Here is a 15,205-nt window from a genome sequence, read left to right on the forward strand (position 1 = left end):
GCGAAAAAGGTAAAGATGAATCCCCGGCTAAGTCCGGGAACCAGGATGAGGGTGGCTGAAGTTAATCGGAATAAGTCATAGTTAAACTAGCACAAAACCGTAAAAAACTTCAGAACAGACTAAAAATTACCAATTTTCAATTGCTATGCAGGAAGAACCATCGACAGAACAGCTACTTTTCGACGTTCAGCGGCTGAGTGCGGAACTTGAAAACTTGAAGCGCGAAAAGGTTGACCTAGAACTTTTGCTGGAGACTACCACCGAACATTCAGATACGATGGAAGCTCACTTGCTGAGCAAAGCTGAGTTGGCGCTGCGTTCAAGCGAAGAGCAGTTTCGGGCGATCGCCTCGGCAACTCCCGTGCCGATATTAGTTTCTCGCCTCTGTGACGGCTTAATTATGTATGCGAACGCTCAATTGGCTTCTCTCCTGAACATACCCCTAGAAAAATTGATCGGCTGCAGCACTCCAGACTTTTACTTGAACCCTGCCGATCGCCCAAAGGTACTTGAGGCACTTGCTAAAAACGGATACCTCCAAAACTACGAACTCCACTGCAAAAAATCAGACGGCACCCCTTTCTGGGCGATGATCTCGGTTGAGTCGCTGATGTTTAACGGTCAGCAGACGGCATTATGCGCCTTGTACGACCTCACCCAGCGCAAGGAAGCAGAACAAACCCTCCAAGAGAGCGAAAAGCGGCTCCGCCGCCAGAGTTTGGCTTTGTTGCAGCTAGGTAGGCAGAGGACTCTCAATAGCGGTGCGCTGAATGTGGGAATTCGCGAAATTACCGAGGCGGCCGCCCGGACTTTGGATGTGGAAAAAGTCAGCGTCTGGCTTTACAACCAGGGAAGATTTGGAACTCGCTACCCGATCAATCCTCAGCTAAATTTTACCGAGAGAGCGATCGCCCACAGCCAAACAGGGCCACTCGATAAAGAGGCCGCTGCCCCAGAGCAAGACGAGGGGGTTAATCATTCTAAGTTTAAAACCCCCAACCTCAAATTAGTTTGTCTCGACTTGTACGATCGCACCCAAGAGAATCATTTGAGCCGGGAGTCCATATCGGCAAGCGATTTAAATTTATCAAGTTTAGATGTTGAAGGCGACGCACCGGGCGAAAATTTGCGATCGGACAATGCTTTAGAACCTACGACAAAGACTCAAAAATCTCTACAAACAGATTTGTCCCACTCATCTTCGGTAGCCGAACATTCCGCTGTGCTGCCAAATGCCAGCAAGCCCAATTCATCCATATTAAATGTAGCAATTAGGCTCGGCGGGCAGATCGTGGGCATCCTCTCTCTCGAACATATCGGCGCGCCCCGCCAGTGGGCTCTGGAGGAGCGCACCTTTGCTGATTCTTTGGCAAATTTGGTAGCGCTGGCGATCGAAGGATTTGAGCGCCAGCGGGCTCAGGAAGCACTCTCCAAAGCCAAAGCGCAGCTAGAAATGACCGTCGATCAGCGCACCGCTCAACTCACCACCGCCAATAAACTGCTCCGCATCGAAATTGCCGAGCGCAAAAGAGCCGAAATAGCCTTGCAAGAAGCCTTACACAAAGCTGAAGCAGCTTCGAGAGCTAAAAGCACTTTTTTAGCCAATATGAGCCACGAGCTGCGGACACCGCTAAACGCGATTATCGGTTACAGCGAAATGCTACAAGAAGAAGCACGGGAATCGGGACTCGAAGACATCATTCCCGATACCCAAAAAATTTATAACGCCGGCAAACATTTGCTGACTTTAATTAACGATATTCTAGACCTTTCTAAGATAGAAGCCGGTCGGATGGAGCTTTATTTAGAAAAATTTGACCTCAGTAATTTAATAGAAGAAGTCGTTGCAACTTTGCACCCTTTGGTCGAAAAAAATCACAATCAATTGCAAGTTTCTTGCTCTGAAAATTTGGGAGTGATGTATGCAGATTTGACTAAAGTCCAGCAAATTCTGTTTAATTTGCTATCCAATGCCCTGAAGTTTACCGAAGGTGGAACGGTGCTGTTGAGCGCGACTCGCGAACCAGCAGGCGGGAGCGATTGGGTTTATTTGCAGGTATCTGATACGGGGATTGGAATGTCGGCCGAACAGCAGCAGGGTTTGTTTGAACCTTTTATTCAAGGGGACGCTTCGACTACTCGCAAGTACGGCGGCACCGGTTTAGGATTGGCCATTAGCCGCTTGTTTTGTCAGATGATGGGCGGCGATATCACGGTTCAGAGTCAGTTGGATGTTGGCTCTACTTTTACTGTTCACTTAAAGGCAGAAGTTGATATTAGTTAAAAGCAAGTTGGGCAACTAGAAATGTAGGGGATTTAAGGGATTTAACGGGTGGGGTTTTGCCAGGAATTTTGTACCGGATTTAACGGATTTAACGGATGGCAAAAGAGGGAATAATTCCCCAATTACCCATTCCCCCCTTACCAATTAGCCATTACCAATTACCCATTCGCTTTTTAATTGTGACACCGATCGCGATCGACCTCTGTTGTCGATCACACAGTAGCATTTTTTTTCAGCCTAGAATACGTATATTATCCCAAAATTGTCCTGCAGGCACGATCGGGCGCCTCGCTGCATTTACAAATCCCACCTCAACCTAATTAAGGGGGTGGGGGGTTGCTTCCAGAAGGGCAATTTGGTAAAAGTAATGCTATGGTCGCGAAGCAGTAGAAGGCAAAAGTTAACAGGAAATCAGGAAGTTTCAAAAGTCTCTGGACGCAGAAACACAATTCTGCTTTTTACCTTCATACTGCTTCTACAGGCGAGATAGCACTGCTGCTGAAAGCAATGCACAATTTCTCAGAATCAAAGGAGTGCATCTACATGATTAAACCTTGCAGTCAACCGCTACAAATAAATCCTTTTACTTGTTATCGCGATCCGGCTACAGGCAGGTGGACTACTGTAGTTACAAGTGTTCCAAACACTTGCGAAACAGACTCTAGTTTAAAAGCAGAAGCCGAAGGCGAAAACGAAGGTAAAGCAGAAACGATCATTTCTGCTTCGCCTGCTGTCTCGGTGTCGAAAAAAGTCCTTTCTTTCTCCGTGCCTCAGTTTAAACACCGTGCCAAAAAATCTGCTGTTAGTGTCAGCAGGTAGCTATCGCAGGGGTCTAATCTAGTTTCCACGGTTAGTCCCCGGCGCTCGTCAAACAAAACAAAACAAACTTATCCATAGCCTAAACAGCCAAAAAGCGATATACTGGCAGCAAACTTTCTCCTTCAATATCCGTGAAGTATTTGCTCGATCGCTGCCTCCGCTTTGTATGGACAGAGCGACCAATTCGCCAGCGGGGAACAGTCATCATTGCTATTCCCATGATTCTTCTGTTTGCTTCGCTGCTAGCAATTGCACGCCTCCGGGAGATTACTCTAGAGATAAGAGAGCGAGCAGATACTAATAGGGAAATACTTCAGGAAACTAACCGCTTGTTAACCCTCGTGGTGGATGCGGAAACGGGCATTCGAGGTTACGGGTTGACGAAGCGCCGCCAATTTCTCTCACCCTACTTAGAAGCCAAGAAGAGTTTGCCTCCGCTACTGGCTGAACTCAAGGTTATGGTTCAAGAAAATCCACTGCAAGCTCAGCCATTTGAAGGTATAAAAAAAAGTACCGAAGAGCATATAAATTTCTTGCAAAACACTTTGAATAAGCTCGACAGTTCGGCAACAAGCGTGCAGTCGCCGGAAATAATTGAGGTGTTCACTCAAGGCAAATTGAGGAGGGATAACCTGCGCGCAAAAATTAATACCTTTTATGAGGCCGGCGAAGCCTACCAGAAAGATCTAGATCAGCAAAGACGAGGTTTGATAGATTTCACTAATTTTGTGCAAGTTGCGGGTTTGCTTTCCGGCTGTTTGGGTGCAGGGGCTTCCTGGTATTTATTTGATAGTTTAGAGAAGGAATTGAGGAAGCGCGAAGCTGGCTTGGAAGAAAGTAAAACTCGCATTCAAGCTGTAGTAGACAATGCGGCTGACGGTATTATTACTTTGGACGCACAGGGAAATATTGAGTCTTTTAATAGGGCAGCAGAAGAGATTTTTGGCGAGAAAGCCGATCGAATAATTGGCTCGAACCTGCGGCGGCTGATAGCTCAACCGCAGCCGAACAGCAGCGTGGGGGATTATTCAATCGAATATTTTGTGTTACATCCCCATACTACGCTGAAGACTTACCAGCAAGAAACAGTTGGACTTCACCACGACGGAACTAAGTTTCCGATGGAGTTAGCTATCAGCGAAATGCGTCTGGCAAATCAACACTTGTTTATTGCTATTTGCCGCGATGCCAGAGGACGGAAACAAGCCGAGGAAACTCTGCGAAAGCAAGCGCAAATGCTGGATTTGGCAAACGATACCATCGCGGTACTAGACTTGAACGGGGCGATTTCTTATTGGAATTCGGGGGCAAAGTGGCTCTACGGCTGGCGGAAGTCACAAGCCATAGGAAAAAATATTCACCAGCTTTTACAAACAGAATGGACTCAACCTTTTGAGGTAATTCAAAAAGCCTTTTTCGAGCGGGGTTCTTGGCAAGGGGAACTGGTGCGTACCAAGGCAGACGGCACAAAAATAACGGTGGCAAGCCGATGGACTTTGCAGCATGACGATCAAAATCAACCCGTGGCTATTTTGGAAATCAGCAACGATATTAGCGATCGCAAACGCTCAGAAATTGCTTTGGCCCAAAGCGCGCAGCGGTTTCGCGCCACTTTTGAGCAGGCGGCAGTCGGCATGGTTCAAACCAGTGTGGAAGGCAAATTTCTGTTAGTCAATCAAAAACTTTGCGAAATTTTGGGCTACAGCCGCCAAGAATTGGGAGAGAAAAGATTTCAGGACATTACTTGGCCCGGAGATTTGGCAAGCGAACTGGAACTTTTGCGCCAATTGTTAGCAGGAGAAATTGAAAATTTCTCTCTGGAAAAGCGCTACATCTGCAAAGAGGGAGAGTTGGTGTGGGCAAACTTAACGGTTTCGCTGCTGCGAGAACAAGATGGCAGTCAGTTTCTGATGGGTGTGGTAGAAGATATTAGGGAGCGCAAAAAAGTGCAGGAATCGCTGCGGTTGCGCGCTCAAGAATTGAGGTTGACAGCCCAAAATCTGGCTCAAACGACGAATGTTTTAAGGAAGCGGAATCAAGAATTAGACCAGTTTGCTTATGTAGTTTCTCACGATTTGAAAGCGCCGCTCAGGGCGATCGCAAATCTCAGCAGTTGGATAGAAGAAGACCTAAGCGAGTCGATGACAGAGGATACTCTGCACCAAATGAACCTGCTGCGCGGCAGAGTTCACCGCATGGAAGGTTTGATTGAGGGACTGCTGCAATATTCCCGCGTCGGACGGATTCAAGTGCCTTCAGAAATGGTAAAAGTTGAGAATTTATTAGAAGAAATTATTGATTCGTTGGCGCCGCCGCCTGAATTTGAGGTGAAAGTTGAACCGGGAATGCCAACTTTTGTCACCGAAAAATTGCCGCTACAGCAGGTTTTTTCTAACTTAATTAGCAACGCAATTAAGCATAACCGAGCTGAATCGGGTTATGTAAAAATATCGGTTAAAGAGTTAGATAATTTTTACGAGTTTTCTGTAGAGGATGACGGGCCGGGGATTGCTCCTCAATATCACGATAAAGTTTTTGTGATTTTTCAGACCTTGGAAGCTCGCGATAAAGTAGAAAATACTGGGATTGGTTTGTCGCTGGTGAAAAAAATTGTCGAAGGTCAAGGGGGCAGTATTTCCCTCGAATCTGCCGAAGGTGAGGGAGCAACTTTTCGGTTTACTTGGCCCAAGCAACCTATTAGCCAAGATGGAAAATAAAACAACTTTAAAGGTAGGATGTTTGCGGAGCGCCACGCTCCAAAGAGTAAATGTAGGGTGCACCCTGACTGCCAAGAACCAGATAGCGACTGTTTAAACTGCATCACAACGGATTTCGATGATAAATCCATCAGGATCGTAAAAGTAAATGCCGCGTCCTGTAGCGCGAGTGACGGGGCCGCTGTCGATCGCAATTTGATTTGACTTTAGCACTTCCAGAGCGCGATCGAACAAATCCGGATCTATATCGAAGGCTAAGTGGTTGGCGCGGGTAAAAGCTTTCTCCGGGTCTGGATTTGGCGGTTCTAAGTCGGGCTGCCAAAATAAGTCAATAACAGTGCCGTCAGGGGTAACGAAATTCGCGACTTGACCAGCGGCTACCATTTCTGTTAAAGTTGCGGGAATTTCTGCACCTGTTAGTTCGTGCAGGCCGAGAATTGTACCGTAGAAGTGACGGGAAGCTTTCATGTCGCGCACGTTTAAAGCGATATGGTGAACGCGGCGCAAATTCCCCGGCGCGAGAGCAATTTTGACGTTGTTTTCGGTAGTTTGCATGATTTTCAATTGCGAATGTTCAAATTGAATCTAGTTTGATTTATTCAGATCCTCTGCTGTAAAATAAGCATTTTAAGTGGGTAGTGAGGGCTGGAACCCTCCGATTTCTAGGAGGACTTCAGCCCTCGCTACAAAGACTTTTATTCAGGTCGTGCGATCGCACATCATATCGATTAGTATTATTTTTCTTTAGGAAACGATCGCACGCCTACAAATAGCATTGCCAGACCACCTGCCAGAATTGCGAAGGCAAGTAAACCTACCACTAAATCTAATCCCGATGTATTTTCCATTAAATTAAATCGTTCTCCAATTAAATACAATTATCGGTATTTGTTCATGGTTGAGTGCTTGCACACAATGGGGAAGAGCGCCAGAAAAAAATTAGCTCTTAACTTCTTATAAAAAAAGCCTATTAATTTCTTCCGTCTTCCCTAAACATCCATCCCTTCAATCCGTTAAATTCTGTACGCTGCTTATTTGCCGAACTTCTTATTTTGCCAATTCTCGATCGATAGCAGCGATCAGTTCGGGCGAATCGGGGCCAACACTGCTGCGGAATCTAGCAACCACTTCACCCTGTTTGCTAACTAAGAATTTCTCAAAATTCCAGGAAACCTCACCCTTGGGATCGACTGCATTCGTAAGCTTAGCGTACAGCGGGTGCTGCTGAGTGCCTTTAGCGCGTACTTTGTCAAATAATTCAAAGGTGACGCCGTATTTTGTAGTACAAAAATTGACGATTTCTGGATTACTTCCGGGTTCTTGACCTCCGAAGTCGTTACAGGGAAATCCTAAAACACGGAGTCCAGCCGCGCTGTACTTCTGGCTCAATTCTTCGAGCCCTTTGTATTGAGGTGTATAACCACATTTGGAAGCTACATTAACTATCAAGAGTACCTTGCCAGCGTACTCTCCTAGCTGCTTGTCTTCGCCTGCGATCGTTTTTACTTTAATGTCGGAGATTGTGCTGGGCATTTTCAAATACTTTTAAATTTGACCACCACAATTTTACCGCAATTCGCTACAATTTTGTCTAGAGGTCGATTGCTAAAAATTTCAATATCCCGGTCGGGGCGGGTTGACCGAGCTCGCGCTTATATTATAGATATGGGTGAACCCGCCCCTACCAAAGTTACGGTTAATTTACCGAACACTATCTTAGTAGAAGGCGGTGAACTTTCTCCCCAGCACAACTCGTCACAGTCCGCTCTTAGATTTAACTTTCTCGCTAATCGCTAAAATCTACACCGAAAAGGACGAATATTTTAACTCTCTGAGTGGTGTTCCGTCATCCATTTTTGGTAAGTATCCTCAAGTTGTTTGTCTTCCAGAACGAGTTCTAGGCGGACTTTGACGCAACCGTGGCGGGGTTGAGAGGCGATCGAATTTAAGATCTTGCTAGCTTTCTGGACAGAGGTAAATTCAGCCTTAACTGTCGGTTCTTGCCGATCGCTCTTAATCTCGGTCAAATCTATACCGGTGATGTTTCCCTCACCTAAATCTATTTCGGCCAACACCTTCGGATCGTCGCCGACTTGTTCGACAATCAGCTTTTCCCACTGGATGGGTACTTGGACCATCCTAGTTTCAATTTCTTTACGCACTATGACTTCGCCGACTTTGCGCTTGCTGCGATTGATCACCAATCGTTCTTCTAGCAGGCGAATTACTTCTTGATCGACAATATCGAAGTTTTCCTCATCCTCATCTGTCTCCAAATTTGCATCTGTGCGATCGGCATCTGTTAGATTTGACATATCTGTTGAGGGATTGGTTAATTCACTGTTGTTAAATTCGCTATGCGTTTCAGAGGCATTTTCTAAATACGGATTACCCCCATTTGCCGAAACTCTCGGCAGCAGATCGACTTGATCCGAATTAATAGTTACAAACAGCGACTTTTGGTGATAATCGACTTTTTTGAGCAGCTTAATACTTAATAAAAAAGTGCGGGAATTTTCGCTACCTAGTCCGGCTACTACAAAGTTTAACTGACCTTGAGCATCAAAATAGACATCTTTAATTTTCCCTACCAATTGACCTTTGTTGTCTTTGACGGTAAAACTTTTTAGCTTATTTCTGACTTTTTCAGGCACCCGGTTGAGACGGGTTATTGATTTGGCAGTTGCTATCTTTTCTGCTGATGCTTGACCGTTCATTTTTTAAACTTTCCTGCTTAGGGATTTTTATTATGAAGTGGTAAGGGGAAATTGGTAAAGGCGGGGAAAGGGCATCAACTTTGCCAAAACTAGACAAGTGTTGTACCCCCGCCCCCGCTCACATAGGAATTGCGCGATCGCTACCCATCAAATCAAGCCGGCGCCCTGACAGAATTATGTCATTAAGGCGAAATTCCTATGCAATACCTGTTGCGGTTGGTTTAGATATTTTTATTATCTACAACCGCAGTTCCATCGGTCTTAACCTCTAATTCTTCACGACGCAAGGTTTCTTCGCCCTCAACAGTGGTGCGAACAACTTCTTTTCTGACGTTGACTTCTTCCCGGACGAAAGCTTCCTTGTGAATGTCGGCCGTTTCTTCGTAGACTTCCATGCGTGCAACTTCCCCTGCTTGGAAGTCAGCCTCACCGACTGAAACTACTCGACCCGCTTCTACCGGGGTTACTCGATCGATTACGACTCGTTCTTTTTCAATGGGTACTGAAGCTCGCGCTGTTTCAGTTTCCACGCGCTTGCCCACTGCTACTTCGCCAGTTTTAGCGCGGTGTTTGTTGGCAATCAAGCGTTCTTCATAAAGCTTGAGATTTTGGTGCTGCTGTTCGTTGGTTTCGTAGAGGGGGCGATCCATATCGTAGTTGTAGTTGCTGCGATCGTAGCTAGACGCAGTTGCAGTGCTTGGAGCGGCAGTTTCTTGATTGCGGTAGACGCCTCTTACCTGTTCTTCGCGATCGTAATCTACTGCTTCTAATTCATTGTAAGCCGGCAATTGTTCTGCTTGAGCTTTGTTGCGAAGGCCTGTGGCGTGGACGCGACGGGCTCCGTAGTCGAAGCGAGCCGAGCCGATTGGCAACAATACTTTTTTGCCAAAAATCCAAATACCGGTATCAATTACCAGATAGCGGAAACGACCAGTGTCATCAACCAAAGCATCATAAACAGTGCCTACTTTTTCATCAGAGTCGCCAGCATAAACATCAAATCCCTTGATGTCATCTCCAGCAAAGATTTCTTCCTGATAATTAGGATAAAAGTCTGCTAATTTTTGAAGTGCCATGTGTTTTTTCCTCTTTGCTCTACTTACATTAATAGTAGAAATTAATTCGTTCAGTTCCCTCTCCCTAAAGTCAGAAGTTTATAATTTAGGTTGTTTAATACTATAGGAATACTACGGCATCTCTTCTTCTGTGCTAGCGCGCTCAGCTATTTTAAAGATGGTAAAACTATACAATCATCAATCTTATAACAAGTATTAAAACTCAAAGCCAACCGTAAGGACACCGCATTGCTGTGTCCTACTCCCCCTGCCGGAGACTCGTTTGCGGTGTACCTACTGTTAATAATTGTTAACTAGATGGTGAAAAATCAACATTACATAGTAATACCAAAATATCAAGCCCCTCATCTTGCAGGAGAGGGGCTTGCGGAAAGCTAGAAATTTTAAGTTCAGAGTTGATTGAATTGAGTTCTAATAGCTTCTATCCGACTGCGGTTAACTCCCATATCCGACTCTCCCAGACGCGAAGCCGATCGCACATGGATGACTTTTGCTTCATCATCTACCAAAAATTCTACGTCATCAACAAACCCCATCAAAGCACTGGTGAACTCCGCATAGAGGTAATTATCAGTTGCCGTGATAATTTTAGTTTTTCCATAGGACTCGATCGCCCCTTGGAGCTTTACCATCGCTTCACTCTGGGACGAAGTGTATGCCAAAGGGTCAATTTTGTGTTCGGCATCTTGACTGAAGCTGCTGACGCAGTTGGGGGAACTCGGGCACGCTGCGAGTTCTCCTGACTGAATGCCGATATTGGCAGGTCTTGTTCCAGCAAACATTGTTTTTTCTCCTGGTAGAGCGATAAAAGTCGCGATCGACAGTACCGCTACTGCTAGCAGTGATATTAAAATAACTAGGACTTTTTTCCATGCTGTCGGGGATTTTGTTTCAAATGTTTGCAAAGGATTAGCCCTCCTGAAAGTATAAGTGCGGTATAGTTTTCATATTAATTTAAATTAACATCAAAAAATTAAAAAGATTTCTTTTGTTCTTCAATTAACCAGTAAGTCAGCATTTTTCCTTTACCTTTAATCGGGATATAACCCCGTTTTTCCAAAACAAACTGCTCTTTCAAACGCTCGTAAGTGGCCGCCGTCACTTGAATTTTACCAGGCAATCCGTTAGATTCCATGCGTGAAGCAACATTAACAGTATCCCCCCACAAATCATAGCTAAATTTACTAATCCCAATAATTCCAGCCACCACCGAACCGCTGTCAATTCCGAGCCTCAATTGAAAATTTTCTCCCATTTTGGCATTAAACCTCCTCAAAGCTGCCTGCATCTCCAAAGCTAAAAGTGCGATCGCCTCAGAGTGATCCTCCCGCGGCGTCGGCAAACCCCCAACCACCATGTAAGCATCCCCAATCGTCTTAATCTTTTCCAAACCGTGCAATTCAGACAACCTATCGAACTCCGAGAAAATCCCGTTCAAAATTTCTACCAACTGCGTCGGACTTTTGTGAGCCGAAAACTCTGTAAAACCCACCAAATCAGCAAACAAGACGCTCACCTCATCAAAATGATCCGCTATCAACTTTTGCTCTTTTTGCAAGCGATCGGCAATAGGTTTCGGTAAAATATTCAGCAGCAATTTCTCGGTTTGTCCTTGCTGCACTTTCAGCGCTGCTTCAGCTTGTTTCCGCTGAATCAGCGAACCTAGCTGCGTAGCAACCGCGCTCACTAATTCCAACAAGCGCGGCTGACATTTCAGAACTTTTTCGCGATAGAAAATCAAAATAGCTAACACTTGGTTGTCCGCCCAAATTGGCACTCCAAAAGCCGCTTTCAATCCCACACTCACCGCAATTTCCGCTCGTAAAAAAACTTGTTCCGGTGCAGTAGAAACATCATCGATCCATTCAGACTGCTGCGACTGCCAAATCCTGCCTGGGAGTCCCACACCGGGAGCAAAAATCAACTGCCAACTTGTTTGTCGGAATTGGGCAAATCTCAAGTCGCTGACGTACCTGCCTGTAGCGCATTTTAAAAAGCCCTCACTGCAAGGAATCCAAGCTTCGCCCAGATTCCATTCAATAGTTTTGCAAATTAAACTTAAAATCACATCTATAGCCGACTCAAAATCCTCAGATTTGCTAATAGCTTGAGTTGCCTGCAGCAGCAATCTTGTTTCCATTTCCACCTGGTGGCGTTCAGCGATTTCCTGGTGCAACTGGATATTTTGAGCGGTCAACTTTTGATTTTTTTCTTGCAATTGCATTTGCAATGAACGCACAGTAAGCTGATTGCTCACTCGCGCCAATACTTCTTTCACTTGAAAAGGTTTGGTGATATAATCTGCTCCGCCCACTTCAAAAGCTTTTGCTTTATTTATTCCTTCTTCTAGCGCGCTGAGAAAAATGATCGGAATTTCCCTAAATTGCGGTTGTGATTTTAATTTTTTACATAGTTCGTAGCCGTCAATATCCGGCATCATAATATCGAGTAAAATCAAATCGGGTGCGCTAGATTGAATTGCATCTAACGCCGAAAAACCCTTAGTAACTGGTCGAACTTTATAGCCATTTTTTTGCAAAAGTCTAATCAACAGACGTAGATTATCAGGCGTATCGTCAACTACTAAAATATCTGCTTGATAGTTTTCATTTTGTTCGGCCTTCATCTGCACGATCTGATTCCTCCGCCTCGGCAATTAAATTGAGAATTTTCTGGTAATCAAAATTATCGAGATGACCCTGGAGGATTTCCGCCAATTCAGGATGAGGCTCCCTTATTTCGTCGATTGTCCTGACAATTAACTCAAAATCAGCACTGCGGATTACCTGCTTCATGTTGTCTATCCATTCTGCGGGAAGTGTAGGTAAATAAGCAAGCGCAGCATTAGGGAGGGAGTCAGATAAATTATTTCGATCGCCTGTTGAGATAAAGTCCGTTGAGTTAGAGTAGACATACTTCACCCCCAAGTGTTTGCTGAGGGTATCAAATATATCTGTTTTGCGGAAAGGTTTGCTAATAAAATCGTCGCAGCCGACTAATAAAGCAAACGATCGCTTTCCTTCAATTGTACTAGCTGTCAAAGCAATAATCTTCGGGATCGGGGAGTCGGGATGGGAAATATCCATTTCCCCATTTCCTTGCTGCTCTTGCTCTCTCTGCTTGATTCTAGCCTTAATTTGTTTAGTAGCTTCGTAGCCGTCCATCACTGGCATTCGCACATCCATCAAAATTAAATGCGGATGCCAATTTTCCCACATTTCTATTGCTTCCTGGCCGTTAGTGGCTTGTTCCACCACGAAACCCAAAGGAGAAAGCATTTTGACTAAAAGTTGGCGGTTGTCTTGGCGATCTTCCACAATTAAAATCCGGTAGCACGGTTGATTGGGTTCCAACCCACTAACTTGGCGGTTAAGTTGCGGATCTGGAAACTCAGCAGCATAAACTGCACCGACTGGAATTTCAAATTTAAAAGTGGTGCCGAGTTCTCGTTGACTTTCTACGACAATTTCTCCTCCCATCAGGCGGACAAATTGACGGCTGATCTTCAATCCTAAACCCGTACCTTTCTGATTTTTTTTACCGGAATCTGTTTGCACAAAAGCCTTAAAAATATTGCCCAATTCTTCCGGACTAATGCCAACTCCTGTATCTTCAATTTCAAACAGAAGGAAAAAAGCAGACCCACTTGAATCCTCAGCCTCATCCCTCCATGGAAGCGTTGCCAAATCACTGCTAGTTCTAGAAAAATCCCGAATACTTCTTGTGGTATCAAAGCAAGCTGTGGGACTATCCAATAAATCCAGAGATGCCGATTTTTCTAACTTTATAACTCTTAAGATGATTTCGCCTGTTTCCGTAAACTTAATCGCATTACTCAGAAGATTAATCAGCACTTGCCGCAGTTTAATATCATCGGTTCGCACGTACTGAGGAACGTCAGCATCGCGGTGGAAACGCAACTGCAACTCTTGATTCTCTACCCGCAGTTGAAACATATCTTGCAAATCGTCAAGCAAGCGGTAGAGGTCGAAGTTTTTCGGGTAGAGCGTCATCTGCCCCGCTTCGATTTTTGACAAGTCTAAGACTTCATTGATCAATGTCAGCAAGTGTTCGCCACTACGCCGAATAATTCTCATATTTTCTCGGTTTTCGACACTAAGATCCGGGCTGGGTTCCATGATTTGTGCAAAGCCGAGTATAGAATTGAGAGGGGTGCGTAACTCGTGGCTCATATTGGCCAGAAAGGTGCTTTTAGCTTTGTTGGCTGCTTCAGCAGCTAATGCGGCTTGTTGCAGTTGTTCTGTGCGTTCGTCAATTTGGGCTTCTAAGGTGTGGTGATATTCTGCTAGTATTTTTTCGGCTTGTTTGCGATCGCTAATATCTTGAAAAGCTGCGATCGCATAAACAATATTTCCGCTAGCGTCAAAAATCGGCGTGGTATTGATCTCCATCGCAATTCTTTTGCCATCTTGACGGATTTCTACATCGTCAACCTTGACAGATTCTCCTTTCAGTGCACGCAAAATTGGCAGATTATCCGGCGCGTACAGCTCATCAGTATTGGCAACATAAAGTTGATAAGTGGCAGCTAATTGTTCCGCAGTGCTTTCCGGGATCGTGTCTGCACCCAGCAAATCCCGCGCTGCCTGGTTGAAATAGGCGATCGAGCCATCGGGATGATAAACAGATACCCCCACTGGCAAAGCTTCTAAAAATTGACTCAGGCGGCTTTCACTCGCAGACAGCGCCTCATTTACTAGCTTTAACTCCTCGTTTGCTTCTTGGCGCTTATGAATTTCATCTGTTAACTTTTGATCTTGCAAGTAACTGTGAACCGCTTCTACTACCGTTAATTTTAAGTCTTCATTTTGCCAAGGTTTAGGAATATAACGGTACAATTTAGCATACTTGATAGCATTACTCAGGGCTTCCAAATCTGCTTGCCCCGTGAGCATAATGGTCAGAGTTTCCGGCGAGTTCTCGTGAATTCTTCTGAGCAGTTCATCCCCTTTAATATCCGGCATGATATAATCGGAAAGCACCAAAGCAATCTCGTATTCATCTGCCTGCAAATCGGCCAGCAACTCTAAAGCATCAGCCCCCCCTTCAGCGGTTTCAATTATACACCGATCGCCGATCGCCTTTTTCAGTTCAATCTTTAAACTATTCAAAACGTCAGGTTCATCATCAATACAAACAATCACAGGTTTTTTCATAACTTAGCCACCCCAGATTTTATAATCTCTATTAAGTCTTTGCTTTGCCAGGGTTTGTACAAACAACAGTATAAATCTGCTTCTTCTACTGCCCGCTGAACAGCCGCTGCATTCGCTTGTCCAGTCAACATAACTTTAATAATTTTAGGATACTTTTGGTGAACTTTAATTAAAAGTTCGTCACCTTTAATTCCCGGCATCAGCCAATCAGAAACAACCACAATAACCTGAGCTTTTTCTTGAAACTCCTCCAGTAAATCTAAAGCTTCATCCCCACTTTCAGCTAATTCATAAAAGTAATCATTTTTAAATTCCTTTTTAAGCTGCATCTTGAGACTATTCAAGATATCCGGTTCATCATCAACACAAAGAATTATAGGCTTATTCATCTTTTCTTATCTGCTTAAATTTTAGT

Annotated in this window: 11 protein-coding genes; 3 read left to right on the forward strand and 8 right to left on the reverse strand. The window is 44.7% G+C overall.

Features of this window, described 5'->3' with window-relative positions:
* Window positions 1-145: 145 nt before the first annotated feature.
* The 3 genes from QUB14_RS18120 (at window position 146) to QUB14_RS18130 (ending at window position 5,820) form a co-directional block, all read left to right on the forward strand.
* Window positions 146-2,284, forward strand: a complete 2,139-nt coding sequence (locus QUB14_RS18120; RefSeq protein ID WP_333218443.1) for an ATP-binding protein — start codon at window positions 146-148, stop codon at window positions 2,282-2,284.
* A gap of 507 nt (window positions 2,285-2,791) precedes the next feature.
* The gene (locus tag QUB14_RS18125) at window positions 2,792-3,103 is read left to right on the forward strand and encodes a hypothetical protein (protein WP_333218442.1); all 312 of its coding nucleotides are present in this window, start codon (window positions 2,792-2,794) and stop codon (window positions 3,101-3,103) included.
* Between the two features lie 131 nt (window positions 3,104-3,234).
* The gene (locus QUB14_RS18130) at window positions 3,235-5,820 is read left to right on the forward strand and encodes a PAS domain S-box protein (protein ID WP_333218441.1); all 2,586 of its coding nucleotides are present in this window, start codon (window positions 3,235-3,237) and stop codon (window positions 5,818-5,820) included.
* A gap of 93 nt (window positions 5,821-5,913) precedes the next feature.
* On the opposite strand, the gene QUB14_RS18135 is transcribed toward QUB14_RS18130, so the two are convergent.
* The 8 genes from QUB14_RS18135 to QUB14_RS18170 all read right to left on the reverse strand — a co-directional run bounded on the left by QUB14_RS18135 (window position 5,914) and on the right by QUB14_RS18170 (window position 15,179).
* Window positions 5,914-6,375, reverse strand: a complete 462-nt coding sequence (locus QUB14_RS18135; protein ID WP_333218440.1) for a VOC family protein — start codon at window positions 6,373-6,375, stop codon at window positions 5,914-5,916.
* Between the two features lie 492 nt (window positions 6,376-6,867).
* The gene (locus tag QUB14_RS18140; protein ID WP_190738599.1) at window positions 6,868-7,353 is read right to left on the reverse strand and encodes a glutathione peroxidase; all 486 of its coding nucleotides are present in this window, start codon (window positions 7,351-7,353) and stop codon (window positions 6,868-6,870) included.
* 290 nt (window positions 7,354-7,643) lie between these two features.
* Window positions 7,644-8,537 (reverse strand): DUF2382 domain-containing protein, encoded by an 894-nt coding sequence (locus QUB14_RS18145; RefSeq protein ID WP_333218439.1) that lies wholly within the window; start codon window positions 8,535-8,537, stop codon window positions 7,644-7,646.
* Window positions 8,538-8,758: 221 nt separating this feature from the next.
* Window positions 8,759-9,613, reverse strand: a complete 855-nt coding sequence (locus tag QUB14_RS18150) for a DUF2382 domain-containing protein (protein WP_333218438.1) — start codon at window positions 9,611-9,613, stop codon at window positions 8,759-8,761.
* A 389-nt stretch (window positions 9,614-10,002) separates the two neighbouring features.
* Window positions 10,003-10,518 (reverse strand): DUF1499 domain-containing protein, encoded by a 516-nt coding sequence (locus QUB14_RS18155; protein WP_333218437.1) that lies wholly within the window; start codon window positions 10,516-10,518, stop codon window positions 10,003-10,005.
* 68 nt (window positions 10,519-10,586) lie between these two features.
* Complete coding sequence (locus tag QUB14_RS18160; protein ID WP_333218436.1) at window positions 10,587-12,245, reverse strand: adenylate/guanylate cyclase domain-containing protein; 1,659 nt, start codon at window positions 12,243-12,245, stop codon at window positions 10,587-10,589.
* Window positions 12,220-14,790: a response regulator gene (locus QUB14_RS18165; RefSeq protein ID WP_333218435.1), complete on the reverse strand. Its 2,571-nt coding sequence runs from the start codon at window positions 14,788-14,790 to the stop codon at window positions 12,220-12,222. The genes QUB14_RS18160 and QUB14_RS18165 overlap by 26 nt, the downstream gene beginning before the upstream one ends.
* A complete protein-coding gene (locus tag QUB14_RS18170; protein ID WP_333218434.1) occupies window positions 14,787-15,179 on the reverse strand; it encodes a response regulator in 393 nt (130 codons plus the stop codon). The genes QUB14_RS18165 and QUB14_RS18170 overlap by 4 nt, the downstream gene beginning before the upstream one ends.
* Between the last annotated feature and the right edge of the window lie 26 nt (window positions 15,180-15,205).

Source organism: Microcoleus sp. B3-D2, from assembly GCF_036705345.1.
In the GTDB taxonomy this organism is placed as follows: Bacteria; Cyanobacteriota; Cyanobacteriia; order Cyanobacteriales; family Microcoleaceae; genus Microcoleus.